This window comes from Microbacterium sp. ZW T5_56 (assembly GCF_044987425.1).
Lineage (GTDB): Bacteria > Actinomycetota > Actinomycetes > Actinomycetales > Microbacteriaceae > Microbacterium.
This window is the reverse complement of the sequence record NZ_JBJDRI010000036.1, coordinates 17524-42196: the sequence shown is the minus strand read 5'-3', so window position 1 is coordinate 42196 and position 24673 is coordinate 17524. Positions and strand designations below refer to the sequence as shown.

Sequence of the window (24673 nt, the reverse complement as noted above, 5' to 3'; positions counted from 1 at the left end):
CGCCACCACCGCATGCCCCCGCCGCGACGGCAGCACCCGCAGCAGGCACGCCACCGCCCCCAGCACAAGACCGACAACCACCGGCACCGTGACCGCATCGCCGAGCATCATCCAGGCCACCACTGCGGTCACCGCGGGAATCACCGAGAACACAATCGACGCCTCCCCGGCGCCAACGGCCCGCACGAGCCACGAATAGCACGTCGTCCCAGCAGCCCCGATCAGTCCGATCACCACGATCAGCCCCCAGACACTCCCGTCGGCGGGCATCGCCGGCAGTGCTGAAACCAGAAACGGCGCAAGCAGAGGCAGCCCCACGCACGCGCCGATGGCGTTCAGCGCGATCGGACTCTCTCCGCGCAGGCGCTCGCCCTGCCAGAGCGATCCGACCGACAGTCCAAGCAGAGCGAGCACCACCACGACGAGCGCCGGCCCGACCTGCGGATCGGCTGCGACCTTCGGGAGGCAGGCGAACATGACCGCGACGGCACCGACGATCACCGCCCACCACACGGTCGGACCCTGCCGGCGTCGAAGGATGAGTGAGGTGGCAACCGCGGTCGTCACAGGATTCATGGCGATCACCAGCGCCACCACTCCGGCGCTGGCGCCATGTCCGAGAGCCCAATACGACGCGATGAACTGCGCCCCCTGAGTCAGCACGTTCACACCGATCGCATCCCGAAGAGCGCGACCCCGTGGAAGCCGTATCCGCAGGATCAGCACCATCAGCCACAACACGATGGCGATGACGGCCCACCGCAGCACCAGCACGAGGAACGGTGCGACCGAGCGAACCGCGATCGCGCTCAGCACGTAATTGAGCGCGTACAGGACGACGGTCGCGGCGGCAGAGGCAAACACCGAAGGTCTGAGCATGTCTCGACGGTGCGCCGCGATCACTCCGAGAGGGAAATCTCCATCACGATTCGTGATGGATGGCTCGCGAGGCAGGATGCCGACGGCAGACTAGACCGGTGAGCACACTCGGCATCCCGGAGCTGCGGAGCCTTCTCGCCGTCTCTGCCTTCGCCGGGGTGGGGCGCGCCGCCGAGGCTCTGCACCTGTCGCAACCCGCCGTCACGGGGCACCTGCGGCGACTGGAGCGAGAGATCGGCACCCCGCTGCTGGTGCGACGAGGGCGCACGATCGCGCTCACCGCGGTCGGCGAATCTCTCGTCGCCGATGCCTACCGGATCATCGCGGCTCACGACGACGCGCTGGATCGTGCGCGCGGCCGCATCGATGCAGATCTGGTCGTCGCCTCCACGAACATGGCAGGTGTCGGCACGATGCGCACCGTGTCGCGCGTGCTCGCCGCGCATGCGCCCGGCCAGCGCCTCTCCGTGAGATTTCACCGCACCGTGCACCTCGAGGAGTTCGTGCGCGCCCGTGCCGCGGACGTCGTGCTCGGCTACGGCCGATTCGGACCGGACAGTGTCGCCATCGGGACAGTATCCCTGGACTGGTTCACCTCGGCGACGCAGCCACGCACGGATGCGCTCGTGGCGTTCACGGCCCCCTGTCTGGTCCGAGAGACGCTGCTCCGGTCGCCGGTAGCGCGCGAGCTCGATCTGGTGCGCGAGAGCATCGATCTGACCGGGCTGCTGATGGCGGTGCGCGCCGGCGAAGGCATGACCGCGCTGCCACGATCACATCACCGAGAGCCCGGTCTCGCACCGGTGCCCGGACTCGCCTCGCCGGGCACACTGCAGCTGAGCGCGGTGTTCTCCGATCGCATCCCTCGCGATGTCCAGCACGAACTCATCCGGGAGATGCGCTCCACCGTCGCCGTGGACGCAGCCTAAGACTGCGGTGGGCGGGAGTCTGCCTCCCCCTTGCGGGGCCAGAATGACATCGCGCGCTCCGCGAGAGCAGTGATGGTCAACGACGGATTCACCCCCGGATTCGCGGGCACCGCCGAACCGTCCACGACGGACAGCCCCGGATGCCCCCACGCTCGGTGATAGGGATCGACAACGCCCTCCGCAGACGAAGAGGAGATCACCGCGCCGCCGAGAAAGTGCGCGGTGAGAGGAATGCCGAACACCTCCGGCCAACTGCCGCGTGCTTCGGCGCGCACACCCGTGTGCTTCTGGATCTGCGCTGCGATGGCCTCGGTCGCACGATGCGCCTCCGGCAGATACGACGGATTCGGCTCACCGTGCCCCTGCTCGCTGGTCAGCACGGAACGACCGAAACGCCGGCGCAGCGACAGCGTAAGCGAGTTGTCTGCAGTCTGCATCACAAGGGCGATGATCCCGCGCTCGCTCCAGCGATGCAGCGAAGCCAGACGAAGCCCCCGGATCGGATGGCGCAGCACCTTTCCGACAAACGCCGCGAGGCGCCCCGGCAGCCGACGATCCCCCGGAACGAGAACGGTCGCGAGCATCCCCATCAGATTGGATCCGGGTCCGTAGCGCACATTCTCCACATGGGTGCGGTCATCGACATGGAAGGACGTGGTGATCGCCACACCATGAGCGAGACCCGCTCCCTCCGGCACGCGAGTGGTGACCGCACCGTCGAGCGCTTCGGAGTTGGTGCGCGTGAGCCGTCCTAGAGCTCCCGACAGCCGCGGCAGCGATCCCGACGCGCGCATGCGATGCAACAGCTGCTGACTCCCCCACGTCCCCGCAGAGAGCACCACCTGCTCGGCCCGGATCGTGCGGCGATCGTGGGCGAACCACGCTCCGGTTCGCTGCGTGGTCACCAGGAAGCCGCCGCCCGGATGCTCGCGCACGTCGACGACCGTTCGCAGCGCTTCGATCGTCGCCCCACGCCGCTCAGCGAGCGCCAGATAGTTCTTCATCAGGGTGTTCTTGGCACCCACTCGGCAGCCCACCATGCAGTTCCCGCACAGCGTGCACCCGGTTCGATCTGGTCCCTCCCCGTCGAAGAACGGATCCGGAACCCGAACCCCCGGCATGCCGAGGAAGACACCGACCGGCGCGTGCCGAAACGTGTCGCCGACCCCGAGATCTGCCGCAGCGCCGGCCATGATCTGCTCCACGACACCGGTGTGCGGATAGTGCTCCACGACGCCGAGCATGCGTCGCGCCGTCGCGTAATGCGCCTCGAGTTCGCCCCGCCAGTCATGTCCCTCGGGCCACTGCAGATCTGCGAAGAAGGCGTCGCCCGGCTGGTACAGCGTGTTCGCGTAGTTGAGTGATCCGCCGCCGACGCCCGCACCGGCGAGCACCATCACGTGCGGCAGGCGGTGAATTCGCTGGACTCCGAAGCAGCCCAGCAGCGGCGCCCAGAGGTATCGACGGACGTCCCACGAGGTCTTCGCGAAGTCCTCGTCCTCGAAACGACGGCCAGCTTCATAGACGCGAACGCGATATCCCTTCTCCGACAGGCGCAGCGCGCTCACTGCGCCACCGAAGCCGGAGCCGATCACCACGACGTCTTCGTCAAACACCGTCACGCTGCCCCCTCGGGAATCAACATCGTCAGCGCGCCCGGTCGCACGCTGACCTGACACGCGCCCTGGGCGATCCGCTCCCCGTCCGCGTAGACCACCAGATCCGGGGCCGAGACCTCGACCACCCGAGCACGCTGTCGCTGTGCCTCAGGCCGGTCCAGATGAGTTCCCGCCAGAAGGCGTGGCAGCAGCAGAATCAGTCGCAGCGGTGACAGTGGCGCGACGTGCACCACATCGAGAAGGCCATCGCTCGGATCGGCTCCGATGCACATCGGCATCCCCCCGCCGTAACTGGCTGTGTTTCCGATGGCGATGAGAGTGCCGGGTCGGTCCGTCGCCTCCGCGCCGTCGAGCCCCAGTCGGAACCGCATCGCACGCACCCGAAGCACCTCGATCGCGATGGCGAGGAAGTAGCGAGCTCGACCGCGCGGATAGCGCAGTCGATTCGTGCGCTCGCTGACTTTCGCGTCGAAGCCGAGCGCGGCAATCGTCAGGAAGAGATGCACGCCGTCGGCTGCGGCGATCGCGCCCACATCGATACGCCGCGTCGAGCCGCTCAGCGCGGCCTCGGCAGCAGCCTGGGGCGCATCTCGCGGGATCCCCAGTGCACGGGCCAGATCGTTCCCGGTACCGGCGGGCACCAGGACCACCGGCGGCGCACCGTCGCTCACCAGCGACTCCGCGAGGGCCGACAGCGTCCCATCGCCACCGACCACGACGAGGGCATCCGGTAAGTCGGCAAGCAGCTCGCTCAGCAGACTCGCGGCCTCCGAGGCGCTCTGACCTCGCCGATCCGCGACCACTGCTCCGCGCCCACGCAGATGGGCGATAGCCGCATCACCGATCTCGGCACCTCGCCCCTTGCCCGCGTGGGGGTTCACGAGGACCGCGACCCGGCGAGCCGAGTCAGTCACGGTCGGGCACCAGGACGCCGGGGTTGAGGACACCGTGAGGATCGAGTTCCCGCTTGATCGCGCGCAGGATGCGCACGCCCGTCTCGCCGATCTCATCGACCAGCCACGGCGCATGGTCGCGCCCGATCGCGTGATGGTGAGTGATGGTTCCTCCTGCGGCCATGATGGCATCACCGACCCGACGCTTCACCGGCTCCCACGCCGCGAGCTGGTCGCCACGCACCCCCGCCAGTGCGGTGAAGTACAGCGAGGCGCCGGTGGGGTATACGTGCGAGACATGGCACATGATGAAGCTCTTCGCTCCGGCCTCGGCGAACCCCTCCCGAAGCGCGGTGGTGACGGCCTCACGCAGCTGGTGGAGGTTCGACCAGGTCGTCGCAGTCTCCAACGTCTCACAGAACATCCCGGCACCGAGCAGCGCGTCACGAAGGTACGGCCCGTCGAAACGGCCGTCCATCCACTCCTGGGCGCTGGTTCTGCCCGTGCTCGTTCCCCCTGCCGCGGACAACACGGCCGCTGCGCTCTCGCGCCGAGCTTCGCTGGCATCGCCCTCGAACACGGTGACAGCGCTGGCGCCGCGCGCGAGGACGCGGCCGATCTTGCCCACCTGCGCAAGGCTGACTCCGGTTTCGACCTCGTCAGACAGGCGGATCACCGTGGGCTGAGCGCCGCTCTGCACCACCTGGCGCAGAGCTTCGACACCCGTGGCGAAGTCGGGGAAGGTCCAGGACTCGACGATGCGCTCCGCCGGACGGACGTGCACGCGAACTCGTACCTCAGTGATGACGCCGAACGCACCTTCGGAGCCGAGGAACACGCGGACGAGGTCCGGTCCGGCTGCCGATCCCGGCGCACGCCCCAACGTGAGCTCACCCGTAGGAGTTGCCACCCTGAGGCCCGTCACCATCGCATCGAAGCGCCCGTAGCCTGCCGAGTTCTGCCCGGACGACCGGGCAGCGGCGAAACCGCCGATGCTCGCGTAGCGGAAGCTCTGGGGGTAATGACCGAGCTCGAATCCCTGCTCGGCGAGCAGCCGCTCCGCCTCGGGCCCCCGGGTGCCAGCACCCAGCGTCGCTTCCCCGCTGATCGGATCGAGCGCGATCAAGCCGCTCAGCGAGACGAGATCCAGCGCGATGACGGCGGAATGCGTACCCGGCTCCGGGTCAAGTCCGCCCACCACGCTGGTTCCGCCGCCGAACGGCACGATCGCGATGTCGAGATCCGCCGCGTCCCGCAGCACGCGCGCGACCTGGTCGTGGTCGACGGGCCGCACGACCCCATCGGGTACGTCCTGTTCCCGATCGCGACGGCGCAGCAGATCCGGGGTGGACCGCCCGCCGGCGTGCCGCACGCGCGCTTCGTCACTGACATCGACACGGTCATCGCCGACGATGCCCTCCAGCGCCGTCCGCTGAGCCGAGGTCAGTCGCGAGGGCCGAACGACGACATCCGCCAGCTCAGGACCCGGTGCCGGACGCTGGATTCGTCCGAGCAGAGCCGGCAGCAACGCGCGCACGGCCAGCGGCAGGGTCGTGGCCCGTTCGGGATCACCCCAGCCGTTCCACAGCATCTGCGGATCGTGCGGGGTGGTTTCGCGACTCTGCTTCACGGGTTACAGTGTGACACATCATGGAAAAACGTCAACCATTGCTGGATCCGACACCGACGCGCTGGGACGACACGCAGCACCAGATCCTCGATGCCGCGGAGACGCTGATCACACAGCGGGGTGTGGGCGGGCTCACGATCGCGGAGCTCGCGCGGACCTCGGGATTCAGCCGCCCGACGGTCTACCGCAGTTGGCAAGGCGCAGATGATGTGGTCCGGGCAACGCTACTGCGACGTGTGATGATCCTTCTGGCGGACTTCCCGACCGCATCCGGCCGGGATGAGTTGGTCACCGATGTCCTCGCCTTCGCGGCGCGATTCCGCGAGGACGCGATGTATGCGGCGCTCCTGGAGCGGGAGCCGGAGGTCTTCACCCGCTATACGCTGCAGCGGTTCGGCAGCAGCCAGCGCGCCATCCTCGAGTGGCTGGCCGAGTCGATCTCGCGGAGTCAGGAGCATGGATCGATCCGATCCGGAGCACCGACGGAGATCGCCGCAATGATGCTGCTGATCACGCAGTCAGCCATCCTCTCGCACGGGACTGTCACCGCACTCCTCGATGCCGACGCGTGGCAGCGCGAGCTGCGATTCGCGCTGGACGGCCACCTGCGACCATGATGCGAGCCAGCGCTTCCTTCCTGCCCGATGCGGTGACGCGCCGCGGTGCGCTCGAACATGCCGCCGACGGCATATGCGATGTTCTCGTCGTCGGCGCGGGGATCACGGGCGTCGGAGTGGCCCTGGACGCAGCGTCGCGGGGGCTGAGCGTCGTGCTCATCGAGGCAGAGGATCTCGCCTTCGGCACGAGCCGCTGGAGCTCGAAACTCGTCCACGGCGGACTGCGATATCTGGCCACCGGCGATTTCGCGACCGCCGTGGAGAGCGCGCGCGAGCGGCACCTGTTGATGACTCGGATCGCACCGCACCTGATCCGCTCCCTGCCCCAGCTCATCCCCTTCGGCCCCGCCGTGGACTGGCGCCAGCGATTCGGCGGGGCCGTGGGCATGGCGATGGGCGATCTGCTGCGCATGCGTGCCGGAACACCGCATGGCGTGCTCGCACGCCCACGGTTGATCCGCGCCGGCACAGCTCGTCGACTCGCCCCGGCGCTGGAACCCCACCAGCTGCGGGGCGGTGTGCTCGGGGCCGACGGACAGCTCGTCGATGACGCGCGCCTCGTCGTCACCGTCGCCCGCACCGCCGCCGCGCACGGGGCCACGATCCTCACCCGTGTCCGTGCGGAACGCCTGCACCGCGACGGTGCTGCAGCCGTCGATCAGCTCACTGGCGAGCGGGTCGAGATCCGCGCGCGTGCCGTGATCAACGCTACCGGTGTGTGGGCGGGCGCGCTGGACGACAGCATCCACGTGCGACCCAGCCGCGGCACCCACCTCGTGGTCGATGCGGCGGCGCTCGGGAATCCGACCGCCGCGGTGATGGTGCCGCACCCGGGGTCGCTGAGTCGCTTCGTCTTCGCGCTGCCTTCCCAACTCGGACGGGTCATCATCGGTCTGACTGACGAAGACGCGCCAGGACCGATCCCCGCGGTGCCCGCGTCCACCGAGACGGAGATCGATTTCCTGGTCGCCACCGTCAACCAGGTTCTCCGCAACCCGTTGTCTCGCGAGTCCGTGCGCGGCACGTTCGCCGGCCTCCGACCCCTGATCGATACAGGTGAGGCGGAGTCGAGCGCCGATATCTCGCGACGCCACCTCGTCACGCTCTCGCCCTCCGACTTCGTGAACGTGCTCGGCGGGAAGCTCACCACCTACCGGCGCATGGCCGAGGACGCGGTCGACCTCGCGTGCCGCACCTTCGGGCTCCCTGTCGGACCCAGTACGACGGCAACACTCCCGCTCGTCGGTGCCACGGCCCCGTCCGCGGAGACCGCAGCGACCGAGCTGCGGTGGCGATTCGGTGCCGAGGCGAGCATCGTCCTCTCCTCTGCGCAGCTCGGCAACTCCTCCGCGATAATCGCCCCGGGGGTCGACGTGCTTCGCGCCGAGGTCGAGTTCGCGGTGCGCGCCGAAGGTGCACTTACCGCCGACGACGTCCTGGACCGCCGCACCCGGATCGGCTTGGTTCCGGCGGATCGCGCCGCAGCCGCGCCTGCCGTGTCGGAGCTCGTCGAGGACACTCTCTCGTCCCTCACGCACTGACGTCCAGGGCTCCGAGTCGCGGCCCATTGCATCAGTGGCCCGTTCGCGCTATTTTTTGAACATGTTCGATTTAGAGTACTCCCGATGAACTCTCTAACGCCTGTGGGACCCGATGACGTGTTCCCGCGCATGTCTGCCGCCCCGCTGTGTCGAGCCTCGGCACTCGCGCTGCTCTACTTCACAGTCCTGGTGTCCTGTGGATTCCTCGTGATGGATAGCATGCTGGCAAGCTCAACCGGTGACGATGTCACGACTCTCATCGCTTCGTTGCCTGCCACCACATTCGTCGCCGCTCTCATCGGCACCCTTCCCACGCTGTTCGCGTTCCTGCTTGCGGCGGTGCTCCAGCGCACGTTGGACCACTGCCCTCGCCGCTGGGTCCACCGAGTGACCGCCAGCACACTCGGCGGGGTCGTGGCGCTGGCCGTGATGACACTACTCTCGGCCTACTTCCCGTGGCCATACCGGGTGGGAGTCGTCCTCATCGTGGCGATCAGCGCCTCTGTGGCCGCCGGTCTCGCGTGGGAGGTCACCCGACGAAAGATCGACCGCGCCATTCTCCGATATGGCGTTCGCGGCTGACGCCAGCGCGTAGAGACGGTGATATTTTGAACATGTTCGATACGCAGAGGAGGGAACGATGGCTCGCCTGACGACGCCGGTGGATCCCGTTGACGTGTTCCCCCGGATGTCCAACACCGCACTGTGGCGCGCGTCGGTTCGCACTCTCGTCTACTTTCTGATCGCGCTTCCGGCCGCATGTGCGGTGATCGGCGCATTCCTCGGCCCTGTCGAAATGAACGGAGCGTCCGTCCTCGTCGACCTGTTCATGTTCGCGTTCTTCGGCGTGATCTTTGGCGCGATCCCCATGGCCGTCGGTTTCCTCCTCGCCACTCTGATCCAGCGATCCCTGAACCGCACCGTGCACCGTGGCCTTCACCGCGTGGCGGCCGGTGCACTCGCGGGCTGCATGGCCGGTGGTGCCGCCGCGCTGCCACTCCCCGCCTATGCTTTCCCCGGGTGCTCGGTCCCGGTCGCCATCGTCGCGGCGGGAGCCGCCGTCGCGGGGTGGGAGATCACCCGCCGTCATCTCGACCGAGACATTGTGCGCTACGGCATCCGTCAGTCCACCCCCGAAGGAGCACCCTGATGTCCACCCCGAAGAGCGAACGCACGCGTACGGCGATTCGCGATGCGGCAATCGCCTCGTTCCGCCAGCGCGGCTTCGACGCGACCACCATTCGCCTGCTGGCCGATGAACTCAGCATGTCGGTGGGCAGCGCGTACTACCACTTCCCCAGCAAGAGCCACCTGATCCAGGAGCTCTACGTGCAGGTCCAGGCCGACCATCGGGCGGTCCTCGCGCCGCTTCTCGCGCGCGAGGCGAAGCTGGCGCCGCGCCTGAAAGCCTTCCTGCAGACCGGCCTCGATCAGTTGGAGCCGTTCGGCGATCACGCCAGCGAGTTCGCTCTCGCGGCGCTGTCGCCTGGATCCGACGCCAGCCCGCTGTCTTCGGAGTCCGGCCCCGCCCGCGACAGCGTGATCGCGTTGCTGCGCGAGACCGTCGAGGGCTCGTCCGACCGTCTTCCCTCGGAGATCGCTCAGCTCGCACCGGAGGCGCTGTACCGGATCTACCTAGCGCTCACCCTCGCCTGGGTGCAGGACACGTCCCCGGGCCGAGAGCGGACGCGGCGACTGATCGACAATGGGATCCGGCTGCTGTCAGTGGCCCTGCCGGCGCTCAGACTGCCGCCCGTACGCCGTGCGATCCTGCCGCTGATGGCTGATGTGGCGAAGCTCGGCGAGTGAGGCGAACACTCACCCAACCGCGGGTGAACGCTGCGTCCCACCTGCCGGATCTGCATCTCGAATGATGCGTCGGCCGACATGATGGTGCTGTGCAGCAGCCCACATTCGAGGACACCGCGTGTTCGACGCTCTGAACGGCCTCCTCTCCGGCAGCGGGATGGCCGGCCTCCTGAAGACGGGGACTGCCGTCGCGGGGACGCTCTTGGTGATCCCTGCACTGATCAAGCTGTTCCTGGTGACGGTGGATGAGGGGTCTGCCGCGATACGCACCCGAAACGGGAAGCCGATCATCCGTCGCGTCGGCACCCGTCGGGGGTCGGCAGGTGACGTCGTCGTGCTCTCTCCCGGCAGCCACGGCGCGTTTCCCCTGCTGTGGTGGTACCGCATCATTGACGTTCGCACCCGCTCGACCGATCTCCCGGTTCGCGAACTCACAGGGGCCGATGACACGCAGCACCGCGTGCATGCATCCTTCGACTGGCGGCCGCTCGTGACCGGCCATGACCTGCGCGTGTTCGAGCTCGATGTGGTCAGCGTGAAGGAGCGCGCGGGCAACATCGTCAGCGCCGCGTTACGAGACATCGTGCGGAGTCTGCCCGGCTCGGCGCTCCCGATCAACGATCTGCTCTCCCCCGCGGTGGTCGATGCCTGTCGCGAGCGAGTGCGCACCGAATGCGGGATCGAACTGCTGCGGGTGATGGTCACCGGCGATGCTCTGACCGACGGCTACCTGCTTTCGACAGCGCTGCGTGCCCGCGCGGAGGATCCGACTCCGATCGCGGCCGCGATGCTGCCGACCCTGCGCTGATCAGCGCACGATACCGGTCGAGCCCGTCTGCGTGGCGATCTGTCCGGTCCAGAGGGCACCGTCCGGGTGCGGGCGTGCCATCGGCACTCGGGTGCCCAGGACCTGGGAGACCACGTCCTGCGCGATCTTCGCCGCCGTGAGTCCGGCGTCCTCCAGCACCTGCTCGCGTGTGGCGTGATCGATGAACTCGTCGGGCACACCCAGCTCGTCCACCGCCGTGTCGATGCCGGCCTCGCGCAGCACCTGACGGATCCTCGTGCCGATGCCGCCGACGCGGATGCCGTCTTCCATCGTGATCACCAGGCGGTGACGCGCGGCGAGCTCCACCAGGGACTCCGCGACGGGCACCACCCACCGCGGATCGATCACCGTGGCGCCGATGCCCTGCGCACGCAGACGCTGAGCGACGTCCATCGCCAGATGGGCGAACGGACCGATGCCGACGAGCAACACATCCTCAGACTCCGAGCGTGCCAGCACGTCGACCCCGTCGGACAGCCGCTCCAGCGCGGGGAGGTCTGCAGCGACGGCGCCCTTGGGGAACCGGATCACTGTGGGCGCGTCGTCGATAGCCACGGCTTCCCGCAGGGCTTCGCGAAGTCGATCCGCGTCGCGCGGGGCGGCGATCCGGATGTGCGGGATGATCTGCAGCATCGCCAGATCCCACATGCCGTGGTGACTGGGGCCGTCGGGACCCGTGACGCCGGCGCGATCCAACACGAACGTGACGCCCGCCTTGTGCAGTGCCACATCCATCAGCGCCTGGTCGAAGGCTCGATTCATGAAGGTCGCGTACAGCGCGACCACCGGGTGCAGTCCGCCATAGGCCATTCCCGCCGCGGCAGCGACAGCGTGCTGCTCGGCAATCCCGACGTCGTACACACGATCCGGGAACCGCTCCGCGAACGCCGCGAGCCCCGTGGGACGCAGCATCGCCGCGGTGATGCCGATGACGTTGGGTCGTTCCTGCCCGACGGTGACGAGTTCCTCGGAGAACACGTCCGTCCATCCGGTGCGCGCCTGCTTGAGTGCCTCCCCGGTGCGCGGGTCGATCGGGTTGACGGCGTGGAACTGGTCCGCCTCGTCATTACGGGCCGGTGCGTAGCCGCGGCCCTTCTCCGTGATGACGTGGACGATGACCGGCGCGCCGAACGACTTCGCCTGCTCCAGGGTCTCCATCAGCATCGGCAGGTCGTGGCCGTCGACGGGACCGAGGTATTTGATGTCGAGGTTCGAGTACAGGGCCACGTTGTTCGTGAAGCGGGAGAGGAAGCCGTGCGTGCCGCCGCGCACGCCGCGGAAGACGGCACGACCGACGGGCCCGAACGCTCGGAAGAAGCGATCGGACTTGCGGTGCAGGTCCTTGTAAGCGGCCGCGGTTCGCACCCGGTTCAGGTAGCGCGACATTCCGCCAATGGTCGGGGCGTAGGAGCGGCCGTTGTCGTTGACGATGATGACCAGGTTGCGGTCGTTGTCGTCAGAGATGTTGTTCAGCGCCTCCCACGTCATGCCACCGGTGAGCGCTCCATCGCCCACCATGGCGACGACGTGCCGGTCTGCGCGGCCCGTGCGAGTGAAGGCACGGGAGATCCCGTCGGCCCAGCTCAGCGAGCTCGATGCGTGTGAGGACTCCACCACATCGTGCTCACTCTCGGAGCGCTGCGGGTAGCCGGCGATGCCGCCGCGCGCGCGCAGCTCGGAGAAGTCCTGACGTCCGGTGAGCAGCTTGTGCACGTACGACTGGTGACCGGTGTCGAAGATGATCGGGTCCTGCGGCGAATCGAACACGCGGTGCACGGCGATCGTGAGCTCGACCACCCCGAGGTTTGGCCCCAGATGTCCGCCCGTGCGGGCGACGTTCTGCACCAGGAATTCCCGGATCTCGGACGCGAGTTGGGCAAGCTCCCGTGAGCTCAGCCGGTCCAGATCACGCGGTCCGGAGATGGAGGGCAGGATCGCCATGCTTCACTCCTTCTCGGGACGCAGGAAGCGTCCCGTGCATCGTCTCAGTCTAAACGGGTGGGCTCACGCGCATCTGGGAACGCGCGCGTTCGCTTTCGCACTGCCCCGGGACGGTCCGGTGCCCGTCGATGCCCCTCCCGGTCACTGCTGCCGGGAGCCGCGCAGCAGCCAGACGAAGTATGGCGCTCCGACCAGTGCCACCATCAGCCCCGCCGGCAGCTGTGACGGTGCGATGAGGGTGCGTCCCAGCGTGTCGGCGACGAGGACGAGGACCGCACCGAGGATCATCGCGACGGGAAGGACACGCGAGTGTCGCGCACCCACCAGAGCGCGGGTCAGGTGCGGGGCGACCAGGCCGACGAATCCGACCGTGCCAACGGCGACCACCGCGACGGCGGCGAGGACGGCGGCCAGGGCGAGCACGACGAGCCGTGTCCGCTCCAGACGAATGCCGAGAATGCGCGGCGTGTCCTCGTCGACGGCGATGAGATCCAGCTGACGTCGCACCGCGATCAGCATCGGAATCGATATCGCCAGCACGATCGCGACCGGGAGCACATCGCCGAGGGAGCGTCCGTAGGTGGTTCCCGAGAGCCAGGTCAGGATCCGCGGGGTCTGCCACGGATCCGTGCTCAGCAGGAGGAAGGTGGTAACCGCCGTGAGCGCGTAGCCCATCCCGATTCCGACCAGCACGAATCGATCAGGAAGCAGTCCACCGCGCCACGCGAGCAGCGCGATGAGCGCGAAGGTGAGGAGACCGGCGAGCACCGCCATGATTACGAGGGCTGCCCGACCGCCGCCCGCGAACCCCGTGGTGACCACGAATACGGCGCCCACGCCCGCACCCGCGGTGATGCCGAGCAGTCCGGGTTCCGCGAGCGGGTTGCGCACGGTTCCCTGGACGATCGCCCCTGCAAGGGCGAGAGCCGCGCCGCCGAGCAGCGCCGCGCACACCCGACCGACGCGCTCGTCGAGGGCCCGACTGATCAAGTCAGGGGCCGACGCGGTGAGCCAGAGTCGCAGATCGCCGAGCTGGAGCCACATGCTGCCCGCGAGGAGTCCGATCACGCTGGCGACGAGGAGCAGCACCACCGAAGCCGTCAGCACGAGGACGAAGCGCCGCCGCGTTCGGATCCGCGACGGCGCACTGCCGGCGAGGCGTGCGGTTCCCGCGTCGCGCAGCCGCATCGCGAGAATGACGATGACAATGCCCCCGACGAGCGCCGTCGGGATGCCCGTCGGAATGACCGTCGCGCCGGCCGGGGTGAGCAGCGCACGCAGCACGGCATCGGCGAGCAGAATCAGGAGTGCGCCGATGAGTCCGGAGGCGGGGACGAGGAACAGGTGCCGGCGCAGCGCTGGCACGCGCTGGGCGATCAGCCGCGCGAGTACTGGAGCGCCGAGCCCGACGAAACCGATCGGACCGGCCAGTGTGACCGAGATGCTGGTGAGCAGCACGGCGCACAGAATCGAGAGGGCGCGCGTCGAGCGCACGGCGACGCCCAGCGACATGGCCGCGTCATCGCCGAGCCCCAGAACATCCAGACGACGCGAGAGAAGGAGTGCCGCCACGATGGCTACCGCGATCACGGGGGTCGCCCGCGCCGAGGCATCGATGTTCAGCTGAGAGAGCGAGCCGCTGCCCCACGCGAAGAGGCCGGTGGTGTTCTCCTTGAAGAGGATCAGGAGCATCGAGGTGGCGGCCCCCAGCGCCATCGAGATCGCAGATCCGGACAGAATCAATCGCGTGCTTGCTGTCCCGGCGGCGCGCCCGGTGAGCCCGAGCACCACGGCCGCCGCGAGGATCCCGCCCACGAAAGCGACGCTGGACGATGCCCACAGCGGTACCGAGATGCCGAACGCCGCAACGACCGCGAGGGCGAAGTACGCGCCCGCCGTGACGGCGAGAGTGTCCGGCGACGCCAGGGCGTTTCGCGTGACCGACTGCAGCAGAGCTCCGGCCACCCCGAGGGCGATGCCCACCGCGACGCCGGCGCAGAGGCGCGGCAGACGGGAGCCGATGAACACGTCGTTCACGGAGACGCCGCCAACGGTCAGCTGTTCACCCCCCAGCGCGCGCAGCAGCTCGGGCGCGCCGATGCCACTCGTCCCCTGCGTCAGGTGCCACAGCCCGACGGCTCCCACGGCGACGATGAGCGCCAACAGCGTCAGAACGCCGCCGACGATGGCGCTACGTCCCTCCGTGACGACACGACCGGTCGGCCCCCGCGAGTGCGAAGGCCGACCGGTCGCCGGATGACTCAGGGTCACTTGCCGGTGATCACATCGACGAAGGCGTCGATTGCCTGCATGTTCGAGCGCGGACCGCCCGCACCCCAGACGCCCGGAGGGAACTCGAACGCGCGTCCGTCGACAACCGCGGGAAGAGCATTCCAGATCGGGCTCTTCTCCAGCTCGTTCACATAGCTCTCCGCCGTCCCGTCGTTGGCGAAGATCAGGTTCGCCTCGCCGACGCCCGTCAGGCCCTCGATGTCCGTCTGCGCGAGCCCATAGGCGGGGTCGACCCCGCCGCTGCCGAAGGAGCTGTTGACGTCGTTCGTCCACGCGCCCGTGAGGCCCAGCTGCTCACCGAGCTCGGTGAACAGCGCACCCTGGGCGTAGGGACGGATGACCACGTTGCCGGACTCGATCCAGCCGTCGAAGAACACGAAGTCGGTGGTCTTCAGCTTCGCGTCCGCGACCTCCTCCTTGGCTTCGGCCAGACGGGCGTCGAACTCGGCCAGCACCTCATCGGCGCGTTCCGTGCGTCCGGTTGCCTCCGCGATGAGGGAGAACACGTTCTTCATGTTCTCGATCTGACCGCTGGTGTCCGTGCCGATCGTCGCGAGGACGGGGACGTCACCGGCACTCAGCTTCGCCAGCAGCTCATCATCGGGGCTGTTCGCCTCCAGGATGATCAGGTCGGGTTCGGTGGCGTAGATGGCATCCAGATCGGGCTCGCCACGCTCGCCGACGTCGACTGTTGACGCGGGCAGCTTTTCGGCGCTGACATAGGTGGCGTAGTCGGTGATCGAGGCGGCCCCCACCGGGGCGACGCAGAGCGTCAGCAGGTCCTCGGTCTGCTGCCACTCGAGCACGACGACACGCTCCGCCGGCTTGTCGAGCTCGACAGTGCGGCCCTGGCTGTCCGTGAGCGAGACCGGGCCGGTCGCGGTGGTCGTGGTGTCGGCGGCACAGCTGTCCGAGATGGCGGCGGTGTCGGAGACGTCTGTGGCGGCTTCCACCTGCGTGGTGCCGCACGCCGTGAGCGTGAGCGCGACAAGGCCGGTGGCGGCAAGGGCTGCCAGGCGACGGGGGCGAATCATGTGCTGTCCTCTCAGGACGGGTTCGGGGACGGGGAAAGGGAGGCGGACGCAGTACGCGGAGCGCGGCGGCCGATCGGGTCGATCCGCAGTCGTCCGGAACGGGGATCGAGCGCGACGTCGACGTCGATGTCGTAGGCGCGACGGATGTTCTCCGCGGTGAGAACGTCCATCGGTGCGCCTACGGCGAGAATGCGCCCACCCTGCATCAGCAGCAGGTCGTCGGCGACGCGTGCGGCGTGATCGAGATCGTGCAGGACGACGCCGACAGCCGTGCCGTGCTCGTCGGCGAGGCCCCGAATCAGATCGAGCGTCTCCACCTGGTAGCGCAGGTCCAGGTGATTGGTGGGCTCGTCCAGGAGCACCACACCGGTCTGCTGTGCCAGGCAGCAGGCCAGCCACACCCGCTGCAGCTCACCGCCGGAGAGCTCCCCCGCGGCACGCTCGGCCATGTCGGCCAGTCCGGTCGCCGCCATCGCGTCGTCGATCGCGGAGCGATCCTCCGGGGTGAGACCACCGAAACGGCGACGGTACGGGTGGCGGCCGAACGCCACCACTTCCCGGATGCTCAATCCGAGAGGCGCCGTCCGAGACTGCGCGAACAGGGTCACCTGCCGGGCGAAGTCCCGAGCCGACAGGGATCGGACGGGAACGTCCTCGCCGTCGGCTCGCACGGTGATCTCTCCGGTGGCGACCGGGTGCAGGCGTGCCAGCGAGCGCAGCAGGGTCGATTTGCCCGAGCCGTTCGGACCCACCAGAGCTGTGACTCGTCCCGGCTGCAATGCGATCGAGACGCCGTCGACCACGGTGCCCTCACCGAAGCCGAGCGTCAGTCCGCTGCCACGGAGAGCGGCCTCAGCGGCGGGCACGACATTGATCACGGGGGCTCCTGCGGTGGATGAGAGTCAGGCACCGCATCGACCACGCTCACGTGCATCGATGTCGCTAGTTAGGGTTGCCTTGCCTTAACGATGTTACGGAGCAAGACATCTGTCTGCAATCGAGCGTTCGCGACAAGGAATGTAGCGATTCAGACATCACCGCCGGCATACGCGCCGGGGGTGACCCCCATCACACGCTTGAACGCGGCGATGAAGGCGCTCGGCTGGGAGTACCCGAGCAGATCCGAGATCTCGTGGACCGGGAGTCCCTCGCCCAGCAGGGTCAGCGCGTGGTGGACGCGGAGCGACTGGCGCCACTGCAAGAAGGACAGGCCGGTGTGCGCACGGAACAGCCGTGCGATCGTCCGCTCGGAGACACCGGCACATTCGGCCCATGCGGCAAGGCTGAGATCGTTCGTGGGGTCCGTCGTCAGCGCCTGCACGATGATGCCGATGCGCGGAGCATCCGGGACACGCAGCGCCAGCTGCCGTTCGGCGGGCAGCAGCACGTCGAACACCACGGCCTCGGCACGGACACGCGCATCGACGCTGAGGTCGGTGCGTTCCAGGTGGGTGAGGAGCGCGGCAAGCACCGGAGTGATGTCCACGGCGACCGGATCAGCGAAGTTCACCCGTGAGCGGTTCGGATCGAACAGCGCGTCAAAGAGCGATGCGCGTGCGGTCATGCGTCCGGAGTGCACGACCCCGGCGGGGATCCACAGGCCGTGCCCGTCGGGGACCGTCATCAGCTGGTCGTCGAGGCGTACGGTCATCGTGCCGCCGCGCACCCACACCAGCTCGTGAAGTGGGTGAGAGTGCGGCTCGAACTCCAGCGGCACCGGAATGTACGCGCTCTCGGCGACGATGGCGAACGGCTCCGGAACAGCAGTCGGCGCCTGCCCCGCGCTCAGAACCACGGTGTCCGGTTCCCGCGCCCAGGAGCCGCGCGGTGAGCTCATCGACGCTCCAGCAGCGCGACGACCTGCTCGGCGAACGGATCGGCACCCTCATGATCGTGTGCGGTGATCGTGACGACAGCGTCGCCGTGGAAGATCAGCAGCTGACCGTACGCGCCGTGCAGACGCCAGGCGGAGCCGGGACCATCCCATCCCCCGAGCGCGTAGCGGCGGTAGGAGGGCTCTGCATCATGCTCCGACCAATCCGTGTGCAGCGTGCGCACCAGCTCAGGCGAGACGAGCTGTTCCCCGTTGTAGCGCCCGCCGTCGCGGATCAGCTGGCCGACGACGGCGAGCTCGTCCAGGGTCAGCTCGAGACCACCACCGGCCTCGATGAAACCATTCGGGCACCGCTGCCAGGTCGGTGTCGCGATACCCAGCGGGGTGAAGAGCCGGTCCTCCAGCCAGGAGCCGACATCGCCCACCACGGAGCCGAGGGCGCGCATCGCGGTGTAGGTGCTGGCGTTCGAATACTGGAACACGCGACCCCGAGAGGGGCGGGAGAGGAACTCCGCGGCCAGATCGGGCCAGTCGGTCAGCAGCGTCGGCGACCAGGGGAAGTCGACACCACTGACCATGCCGAGAAGGTTTCGCACGGTGACATCGCGGGTCTCCGGCGCGATGACCAGGTCCGAGAAGTACTGCGCGACCGGTGCGTCCAGATCGAACACGCCGTCGTCAACCGCGATACCCGCGGCGAGCACGCAGATCCCTTTCGCGACGGAGTGAACGTCGCGCCGCACGTCTTCGTCCCAGAGGAACCTCGCCGTGTCGTCCCCCACGCGGACCTGAATGCCGTGTGCGCCGAACTGCTCGTGCTCCGCGAGCCGAACAAGGTGATCGAGAACGTGCTGCGCGGATGCCATATCTCGATTCTTTCATCGCCACCGAGCGAGGCTGTCCGCCGCGAAGGGCCCGATAACGCAGACATCCCGCCAGGCCGAAGCCTGACGGGATGTCGCAGCGATCTGGATCAGACCAGCGAACGCAGCACGTACTGCAGGATGCCGCCGTTGCGGTAGTAGTCAGCCTCACCGGGGGTGTCGATGCGAACCACGGCGTCGAACACGATCTCCTGCTTGCCCTCGGGCGAGAACTCGCTCGGGGAAGCGGTGACCCTCACCGTCTTCGGCGTGACGCCCTCGTTCAGCGCTTCCAGGCCCTCGATCGAGACGATCTCGGTGCCGTCGAGGCCGAGCGATGCCCAGCTCTCGCCGGCGGGGAACTGCAGCGGAACGACTCCCATGCCGATCAGGTTCGAGCGGTGGATGCGCTCGAAGCTCTCGGTGATGACGGCCTTGACGCCCAGCAGGCTGGTGCCCTTGGCCGCCCAGTCACGGGACGAGCCGGAACCGTACTCCTTGCCACCGAAGACGACGAGCGGGGTGCCCTGCGCCTGGTAGTTCTGCGACGCGTCGTAGATGTAGGACTGCGGACCTCCGGGCTGCGTGAAGTCGCGGGTGAAGCCACCCTCGACCTCGGCGCCGTCGTTGACCGCGCGCACCAGCTGGTTCTTCAGACGGATGTTCGCGAACGTGCCGCGGATCATCACCTCGTGGTTACCACGGCGCGAGCCGTACGAGTTGAAGTCCTTCTGGGCCACACCGTGCTCGGTGAGGTACTGCGCGGCGGGGGTGCCCGCCTTGATGTTTCCGGCCGGGCTGATGTGGTCGGTGGTGACCGAGTCGCCCAGCGTCGCCATGACGCGCGCACCGGTGATGTTGGTGACCGGGGTCAGCTGCATCGTCATGCCGTCGAAGTACGGAGCCTTGCGGACGTAGGTGGAGTCGGCGTCCCACTCGAAGACCGGACCGGTCGGGGTGGGCAGGCTCTTCCAGCGCTCGTCACCGTCGAACACCGTGGCGTACTGGGTGATGAACTGCTCGCGCGAGATCGAGGTGTCGATGATCTCCTGGACCTCCTCCGGGGCGGGCCAGATGTCCTTCAGGAACACGTCATTGCCGTCGCCATCGATGCCGAGCGCGTCGTTGTCGAAGTCGAAGTGCATCGAACCGGCGAGGGCGTAAGCGACCACCAGCGGCGGCGAAGCCAGGTAGTTCATCTTCACGTCGGGGCTGATGCGACCCTCGAAGTTGCGGTTGCCGGAGAGCACAGCCGTGACCGCGAGGTCGTGGTCGTTGATGGCGCCGGACACCTCGGGGATGAGCGGACCGGAGTTGCCGATGCAGATGGTGCAGCCATAGCCGACGGTGTAGAACCCGAGACCCTCGAGGTCCTTGTCCAGACCGGACTTCTCGTAGTAGTCCGTGACGACCTTCGAGCCCGGGCCGAGCGTGGTCTTGACCCACGGCTTCTGCTTCAGGCCCTTCTCGCGTGCCTTGCGTGCCAGCAGACCCGCCGCGATCATGACCGAGGGGTTGGACGTGTTGGTGCACGAGGTGATGGCGGCGAGGGTGACGGCGCCGTTGTCGAGGATGTACTTCTGCCCCTCGGGGGTGGTCACCTCGACCGGGTTGGACGCCTGCGGCGCAGCGGAGGATGCGAGCACCTTCGGCGCTGTCACGGCCGCCTCGATCTCCACCTCTTCGCCCGGAACCGAGCCAGCGTCGGATGCGGGGAACGACCCGGCATCCGCCACGTCAACCGGGGTGGTGGCGTCGGCGTAGTTCAGGATGTCCTGCTCGAACTGCGTCTTGGCCTCGGAGAGCAGGATGCGGTCCTGCGGACGCTTCGGGCCGGCGATCGAGGGAACGACGGTCGACAGGTCGAGCTCCATGTACTCCGAGTACGACGGCTCGGTGGCGGCGTCGTGCCAGAGCTTCTGCTCCTTGGCGTACGCCTCGACCAGGGCCACAGCGTGCTCGTCGCGACCGGTGAGTCGCAGGTAGTCCAGCGTCACGTCGTCGATCGGGAACATGGCAGCGGTCGAACCGAACTCCGGCGACATGTTTCCGATGGTCGCGCGGTTCGCCAGCGGCACGGAGCCGACGCCCTCGCCGTAGAACTCGACGAACTTGCCGACCACGCCGTGCTTGCGCAGCATGTCGGTGATCGTGAGAACCACGTCGGTGGCGGTCACGCCCGCTGGGATCTCGCCCGTGAGCTTGAAGCCGACGACGCGCGGGATGAGCATCGACACCGGCTGGCCGAGCATGGCAGCCTCGGCCTCGATGCCGCCCACGCCCCAGCCCAGCACACCGAGGCCGTTGACCATCGTGGTGTGCGAGTCGGTGCCGACACACGTGTCGGGGTAGGCGCGCAGCACGCCGTTGACGTTGCGGTCGTAGATGACCTTTGCCAGGTGCTCGATGTTGACCTGGTGGACGATTCCGGTTCCCGGGGGGACCACCTTGAAGTCGTCGAAGGCGGTCTGGCCCCAACGCAGGAACTGGTAGCGCTCGCCGTTGCGCTCGTACTCGATCTCGACGTTGCGCTCAATAGCGTCCGGACGGCCGAAGAGGTCGGCGATCACGGAGTGGTCGATGACCATCTCGGCGGGCGAGAGCGGGTTGATCTTGCTCGGGTCGCCGCCGAGGGCGGTGACGGCCTCACGCATGGTGGCGAGGTCGACGATGCAGGGCACGCCAGTGAAGTCCTGCATGACCACGCGCGCCGGCGTGAACTGGATCTCCGTGTCGGGCTCGGCATTCGGATTCCACGAGCCGAGCGCCTGGATCTGCTCCTTGGTCACGTTCGCGCCGTCTTCGGTGCGAAGGAGATTCTCCAGCAGCACCTTCAGGCTGAACGGGAGCTTCTCGTAGCCGGGAACCTGGTCCACGCGGAAGATCTCATAGTCGGTGCTGCCGACTGTCAGGGTGCTCTGTGCACCGAAGCTGTTCACCGTTGACACGAGGTTCTCTCCTTAGCGTCTTTCGTCACCGCTGCGTTCCATCTTGGAGCGCCGAACCGATCAGGGCTAGCAAGGCCCGCCTAACCAGTGTGCGCCGCGAACGCCGCTCGCAACAGCAGGGAATTTATCTTGACGTCAAGATAAATCTACCACGATGCCCTGGCCCGGTTCGTCGGCACACCACAACGCGGCGGCGGGTGTGACGACGCCGCCGCACCCGCCGCCGCGCGTCGGTGGAGAATCAGTCGCCCGCGGGAGCCGTCATGCCCGAATCAGCGGCCATCGCAGCGTCAGTGCGGCGGTACAGCGCGCGCACGGTGAGCCAGGTCACGGCCACGAGCGGCGCGAACAGCGGCAGCCCCATGACCAGCTTGAGGGTGCCGAGAAGCGCCACAGCGCTCGACTCGTTTCCCGGCTGCAGCGAGGTCAAATAGACCGGGAACTGCACGGCCAGACGGAGGAAGAACAGCGCGGCCCACGCGATCGCAAGCCAGAAGTACACCCGGCGCTTGCGCTTGGACTGTCGCCAGGCGGTGCCCTCCCCCATCAGGTATCCGGCGGCCAGGCCGATCAGCGACCAACCGATCAGCGCGGACACCAGCAGCGCCACCCCGTAGGCGGCATTCGTGATGAGGCCGGGCACGAAGTTGTTCGATGCGTTGCCCGTGAACAGGGCGAGGGCGGCGGCGACCACTGCCGCCATCAGCCCACCGATCGCTGCCGTCGGGGTCGAGCGGGCGATCAGGCGCAGCGCGGTGAACACCACCGCGAGGCCGACGGAGATGATGAGCGCCGGAATGAGCTTCTGCATGCTCTCGCCGGTCCACAGCGTGAACGCGAGGATGAAGGCCAGACTCGGCAGCACCGACTCCGCGATGCCACGCCAGCCGCCCATCGCAGCCCAGACGACGTGTCCGGTGGACGCCTGCCGCGAGGGATCCATGCCGGCTTTGCGAGCCGCATTGCCGAGGGCGGCACTGAGCATCTCGGAGGCGGACGGCTCCGGCGGGGTGAGCGCGGTGCCCTCGGCGTCGGGACTGCTCGCCCGCTCGTCGGTCACGCCGCTCCCGGCGCGGCCGGCATCTTCAGCGGGATCAGATCGCGCGGCGGCATCGGCGAGCCACCGCGAACCACGACGATCGAGCGGAACAGGTCTTCAACCTGCTCGGCTGCTGCGGTGTCGTTCGTGGCCGCGCCACCGATCACACCGCGCAGGAACCAGCGCGGGCCATCGACGCCGACGAAGCGGGCCAGTCGCATCTCGGCGGCGCTGCCCGCCACGACCGGCACCTCGGCGAGGAGTTCGGGACCCAGCGGCCCCTCACGCTCCTCGACACGACCGCCCTGCTGGCGCACCTGCTCGCTGATCTGCGCGCGCGTCTCCTCCCAGAGACCGGTGGTGCGGGGAGCCGCGAACGGCTGCACCTGCAGCGACGAATCGGCGTAGTCCAGTCCGACCGCGACGATTCGCTTGCTCTGCTCCTCGACCTCCAGGCGCAGGTTCAGGCCCTCGCGGGGCAGCACCTTGATACCGCCCAGGTCGATGTACGGACGGACCGGGTTCGCCTCGGACTCGTCGAACGGTCCGCTGCTGGCGCGGTCATCGGGTGCCGACTTCTCGGCGGGCGTGGGCGTCTCGTCGCTCATGCGTTCACTCCTGTCTGTGTGCCGTAGCCGGTCGATCCGAACCCGCTCTCTCCTCGCGCGGAGTCGGCAAGCTCCGCCACGGGGATGAAGACGGCACGGGTCACCGGCATGACGATGAGCTGAGCGATCCGGTCGCCGACGGCCACGTCATAGGCGGCTTCGCGATCGGTGTTCAGCAGGGAGACCCTGATCTCGCCACGGTAGCCCGCATCGACGGTCCCGGGCGAGTTGACGATCGTGATGCCGTGCTTGGCGGCGAGGCCGCTGCGGGGCACCACGAAGGCCGCATAGCCGTCCGGGAGAGCGATCGAGACGCCGGTGGGCACGAGTGCTCGCTCGCCCGGCTCCAGTCGCAGAGCCACCGCGGAGCGCAGGTCTGCGCCGGCGTCACCGGGGTGGGCGTAGCTCGGAGGCTCGGATGCGACAATGAGGACGTCAACGGAATCGGTCACCCCACGAGGGTAATGCAGAATGCAGGGCGAAGAATGACCTCCACCCCCACGTACCGCGAGCGTCTTACGCCCTCCCTCTGGATCCTGCTGTCCGCAGCGGTGGTGGCGCCCATGGTGGCGCTGGTGTTCGTGCGCGTCGAACCGACAATGGCGCTGGCCATCGGAGCGGTGGTCGGCTTCGCCATCATCTGCGCTCTGATCGCGCTGTCGCCGCGCATTGAGATCTCCGGCGGCGAGCTGCGCGCCGGTCGCGCTCACATTCCCGTGGACTTGCTGGGAACTCCAGCACACGCCGTGAACGACGAAGCCCGCGCTGCTCGAGGTCAGGGCCTCGATGCGCGGGCTTGGCATCTGATCCGGGGCGGGATCGACGGCATCGTCACGGTTCCCGTGATCGATCCCGCCGACCCGACGCCGGTCTGGGTGGTGTCCTCGCGGACACCGGATCGCCTGGCTGCGGCGATCGTCGCTGCGCAGGTTACGCAGCACACTCCCGACAGATAGGACCGGAAGCGGTCTCGTGGTCCAGCTGGGAACGGTGCTTCACCAGGAAGCAGCTCACGCAGGTGAACTCATCCTCCTGGGGGGGAAGCACAACGACATCGAGTTCGAGGTCGGAGAGGTCGGCACCGGGGAGCTCGAACCCTGAGGGGTTGTCTGCATCCTCGGAATCGATCGACCCGGACGCCTTGTCGGGCACGCGTTCCTTGAGGGCCTCGATCGACTCGCTTTCGTCCTCGTTCTTGCGGGGTGCGTCGTAATCGGTGGCCATGACGGGTATATCTCTTCTTCCGTAAATGTGGGGGTCACCTGTGTGAACAGGCGGCGATAGTTTGCATGACCGTGCGAAGTTTCGCAAATGGGTGTTTTCCCAGGTTCGCCATGCATCCCTCGCAGCCGATCAAACTCGCGGCAC

Annotated in this window: 23 protein-coding genes; 8 read left to right on the top strand and 15 right to left on the bottom strand. The window is 67.9% G+C overall.

All coding sequences use genetic code 11. The features are described 5' to 3' along the window. On the bottom strand, window positions 1-879 hold an 879-nt coding region (locus tag ACI3KU_RS15660; RefSeq protein ID WP_404923246.1), incomplete at its 3' end, for a DMT family transporter. A 98-nt stretch (window positions 880-977) separates the two neighbouring features. Between ACI3KU_RS15660 and ACI3KU_RS15655 the strand changes: the two genes are divergently transcribed. Then, window positions 978-1808, top strand: coding sequence for a LysR family transcriptional regulator (locus ACI3KU_RS15655; RefSeq protein ID WP_404923245.1), 831 nt, complete (start codon window positions 978-980; stop codon window positions 1806-1808). On the opposite strand, the gene ACI3KU_RS15650 is transcribed toward ACI3KU_RS15655, so the two are convergent. Genes ACI3KU_RS15650 through ACI3KU_RS15640 form a run of 3 tightly spaced genes read right to left on the bottom strand, consistent with a single transcriptional unit; the run spans window position 1805 to window position 5950 of the window. Beyond that, entirely contained in the window at window positions 1805-3430 is a 1626-nt protein-coding gene (locus ACI3KU_RS15650) for a GMC oxidoreductase (RefSeq protein WP_404923244.1), read from the bottom strand. The two genes, ACI3KU_RS15655 and ACI3KU_RS15650, sit on opposite strands and share 4 nt — an antisense overlap. Then, entirely contained in the window at window positions 3427-4341 is a 915-nt protein-coding gene (locus ACI3KU_RS15645) for a diacylglycerol kinase family protein (protein ID WP_404923243.1), read from the bottom strand. Before ACI3KU_RS15645 ends, ACI3KU_RS15650 begins: the two co-directional genes overlap by 4 nt. Beyond that, window positions 4334-5950 carry an FAD-binding oxidoreductase gene (locus tag ACI3KU_RS15640; protein ID WP_404923242.1) on the bottom strand — a complete coding sequence of 539 codons (1617 nt, stop codon included), beginning with the start codon at window positions 5948-5950 and terminating at the stop codon, window positions 4334-4336. Before ACI3KU_RS15640 ends, ACI3KU_RS15645 begins: the two co-directional genes overlap by 8 nt. A 20-nt stretch (window positions 5951-5970) precedes the next feature. On the opposite strand from ACI3KU_RS15640, the gene ACI3KU_RS15635 reads away from it, so the two are divergent. The 6 genes from ACI3KU_RS15635 to ACI3KU_RS15610 all read left to right on the top strand — a co-directional run bounded on the left by ACI3KU_RS15635 (window position 5971) and on the right by ACI3KU_RS15610 (window position 10725). Then, window positions 5971-6567: a TetR/AcrR family transcriptional regulator gene (locus tag ACI3KU_RS15635; protein WP_404923241.1), complete on the top strand. Its 597-nt coding sequence runs from the start codon at window positions 5971-5973 to the stop codon at window positions 6565-6567. Then, entirely contained in the window at window positions 6564-8108 is a 1545-nt protein-coding gene (locus tag ACI3KU_RS15630) for an FAD-dependent oxidoreductase (RefSeq protein WP_404923240.1), read from the top strand. Before ACI3KU_RS15635 ends, ACI3KU_RS15630 begins: the two co-directional genes overlap by 4 nt. An 84-nt stretch (window positions 8109-8192) precedes the next feature. Next, entirely contained in the window at window positions 8193-8690 is a 498-nt protein-coding gene (locus ACI3KU_RS15625) for a hypothetical protein (RefSeq protein WP_404923239.1), read from the top strand. A gap of 58 nt (window positions 8691-8748) precedes the next feature. After that, complete coding sequence (locus ACI3KU_RS15620; RefSeq protein WP_404923238.1) at window positions 8749-9258, top strand: hypothetical protein; 510 nt, start codon at window positions 8749-8751, stop codon at window positions 9256-9258. Continuing rightward, window positions 9258-9917, top strand: a complete 660-nt coding sequence (locus tag ACI3KU_RS15615) for a TetR family transcriptional regulator (protein ID WP_404923237.1) — start codon at window positions 9258-9260, stop codon at window positions 9915-9917. The genes ACI3KU_RS15620 and ACI3KU_RS15615 overlap by 1 nt, the downstream gene beginning before the upstream one ends. A gap of 118 nt (window positions 9918-10035) precedes the next feature. Next, the gene (locus ACI3KU_RS15610; RefSeq protein ID WP_404923236.1) at window positions 10036-10725 is read left to right on the top strand and encodes an SPFH domain-containing protein; all 690 of its coding nucleotides are present in this window, start codon (window positions 10036-10038) and stop codon (window positions 10723-10725) included. On the opposite strand, the gene dxs is transcribed toward ACI3KU_RS15610, so the two are convergent. The 10 genes from dxs to dut all read right to left on the bottom strand — a co-directional run bounded on the left by dxs (window position 10726) and on the right by dut (window position 23757). Next, entirely contained in the window at window positions 10726-12687 is a 1962-nt protein-coding gene (dxs, locus tag ACI3KU_RS15605) for a 1-deoxy-D-xylulose-5-phosphate synthase (protein ID WP_404923235.1), read from the bottom strand. A gap of 141 nt (window positions 12688-12828) precedes the next feature. Next, a complete protein-coding gene (locus ACI3KU_RS15600) occupies window positions 12829-14958 on the bottom strand; it encodes an iron ABC transporter permease (RefSeq protein WP_404923234.1) in 2130 nt (709 codons plus the stop codon). Further along, complete coding sequence (locus ACI3KU_RS15595) at window positions 14955-16013, bottom strand: iron-siderophore ABC transporter substrate-binding protein (RefSeq protein ID WP_404923233.1); 1059 nt, start codon at window positions 16011-16013, stop codon at window positions 14955-14957. Before ACI3KU_RS15595 ends, ACI3KU_RS15600 begins: the two co-directional genes overlap by 4 nt. Before the next feature lie 11 nt (window positions 16014-16024). Beyond that, window positions 16025-16891, bottom strand: coding sequence for an ABC transporter ATP-binding protein (locus tag ACI3KU_RS15590; protein WP_404923232.1), 867 nt, complete (start codon window positions 16889-16891; stop codon window positions 16025-16027). Between the two features lie 149 nt (window positions 16892-17040). Then, window positions 17041-17850, bottom strand: coding sequence for an AraC family transcriptional regulator (locus tag ACI3KU_RS15585; protein WP_404923231.1), 810 nt, complete (start codon window positions 17848-17850; stop codon window positions 17041-17043). Next, on the bottom strand, window positions 17847-18713 hold the full coding sequence (locus ACI3KU_RS15580) for a serine hydrolase domain-containing protein (protein ID WP_404923230.1): 867 nt from the start codon (window positions 18711-18713) through the stop codon (window positions 17847-17849). Before ACI3KU_RS15580 ends, ACI3KU_RS15585 begins: the two co-directional genes overlap by 4 nt. A 107-nt stretch (window positions 18714-18820) precedes the next feature. Further along, complete coding sequence (gene acnA / locus ACI3KU_RS15575; protein ID WP_404923229.1) at window positions 18821-21658, bottom strand: aconitate hydratase AcnA; 2838 nt, start codon at window positions 21656-21658, stop codon at window positions 18821-18823. Between the two features lie 241 nt (window positions 21659-21899). Further along, complete coding sequence (locus ACI3KU_RS15570; RefSeq protein WP_404923228.1) at window positions 21900-22718, bottom strand: DUF3159 domain-containing protein; 819 nt, start codon at window positions 22716-22718, stop codon at window positions 21900-21902. Then, entirely contained in the window at window positions 22715-23305 is a 591-nt protein-coding gene (locus ACI3KU_RS15565; protein ID WP_404923227.1) for a DUF3710 domain-containing protein, read from the bottom strand. The genes ACI3KU_RS15570 and ACI3KU_RS15565 overlap by 4 nt, the downstream gene beginning before the upstream one ends. After that, window positions 23302-23757 carry a dUTP diphosphatase gene (dut, locus tag ACI3KU_RS15560; RefSeq protein WP_404923225.1) on the bottom strand — a complete coding sequence of 152 codons (456 nt, stop codon included), beginning with the start codon at window positions 23755-23757 and terminating at the stop codon, window positions 23302-23304. Before dut ends, ACI3KU_RS15565 begins: the two co-directional genes overlap by 4 nt. Window positions 23758-23790: 33 nt before the next feature. Between dut and ACI3KU_RS15555 the strand changes: the two genes are divergently transcribed. Next, window positions 23791-24261: a DUF3093 domain-containing protein gene (locus tag ACI3KU_RS15555; protein ID WP_404923224.1), complete on the top strand. Its 471-nt coding sequence runs from the start codon at window positions 23791-23793 to the stop codon at window positions 24259-24261. Here the strand turns inward: ACI3KU_RS15555 and ACI3KU_RS15550 are convergent. Further along, window positions 24236-24529 (bottom strand): DUF4193 domain-containing protein, encoded by a 294-nt coding sequence (locus ACI3KU_RS15550; RefSeq protein ID WP_231090282.1) that lies wholly within the window; start codon window positions 24527-24529, stop codon window positions 24236-24238. The two genes, ACI3KU_RS15555 and ACI3KU_RS15550, sit on opposite strands and share 26 nt — an antisense overlap. Window positions 24530-24673 lie beyond the last annotated feature (144 nt).

Coding starts and splice junctions, on each gene's coding strand:
- ACI3KU_RS15635 (WP_404923241.1), top strand. CDS start 5,971: ATGGAAAAACGTCAACCATTGCTGGATCCGACACCGACGCGCTGGGAC.
- ACI3KU_RS15630 (WP_404923240.1), top strand. CDS start 6,564: ATGATGCGAGCCAGCGCTTCCTTCCTGCCCGATGCGGTGACGCGCCGC.
- ACI3KU_RS15625 (WP_404923239.1), top strand. CDS start 8,193: ATGAACTCTCTAACGCCTGTGGGACCCGATGACGTGTTCCCGCGCATG.
- ACI3KU_RS15620 (WP_404923238.1), top strand. CDS start 8,749: ATGGCTCGCCTGACGACGCCGGTGGATCCCGTTGACGTGTTCCCCCGG.
- ACI3KU_RS15615 (WP_404923237.1), top strand. CDS start 9,258: ATGTCCACCCCGAAGAGCGAACGCACGCGTACGGCGATTCGCGATGCG.
- dxs (WP_404923235.1), bottom strand. CDS start 12,687: ATGGCGATCCTGCCCTCCATCTCCGGACCGCGTGATCTGGACCGGCTG.
- ACI3KU_RS15595 (WP_404923233.1), bottom strand. CDS start 16,013: ATGATTCGCCCCCGTCGCCTGGCAGCCCTTGCCGCCACCGGCCTTGTC.
- ACI3KU_RS15585 (WP_404923231.1), bottom strand. CDS start 17,850: ATGAGCTCACCGCGCGGCTCCTGGGCGCGGGAACCGGACACCGTGGTT.
- ACI3KU_RS15580 (WP_404923230.1), bottom strand. CDS start 18,713: ATGGCATCCGCGCAGCACGTTCTCGATCACCTTGTTCGGCTCGCGGAG.
- ACI3KU_RS15565 (WP_404923227.1), bottom strand. CDS start 23,305: ATGAGCGACGAGACGCCCACGCCCGCCGAGAAGTCGGCACCCGATGAC.
- ACI3KU_RS15555 (WP_404923224.1), top strand. CDS start 23,791: ATGACCTCCACCCCCACGTACCGCGAGCGTCTTACGCCCTCCCTCTGG.
- ACI3KU_RS15550 (WP_231090282.1), bottom strand. CDS start 24,529: ATGGCCACCGATTACGACGCACCCCGCAAGAACGAGGACGAAAGCGAG.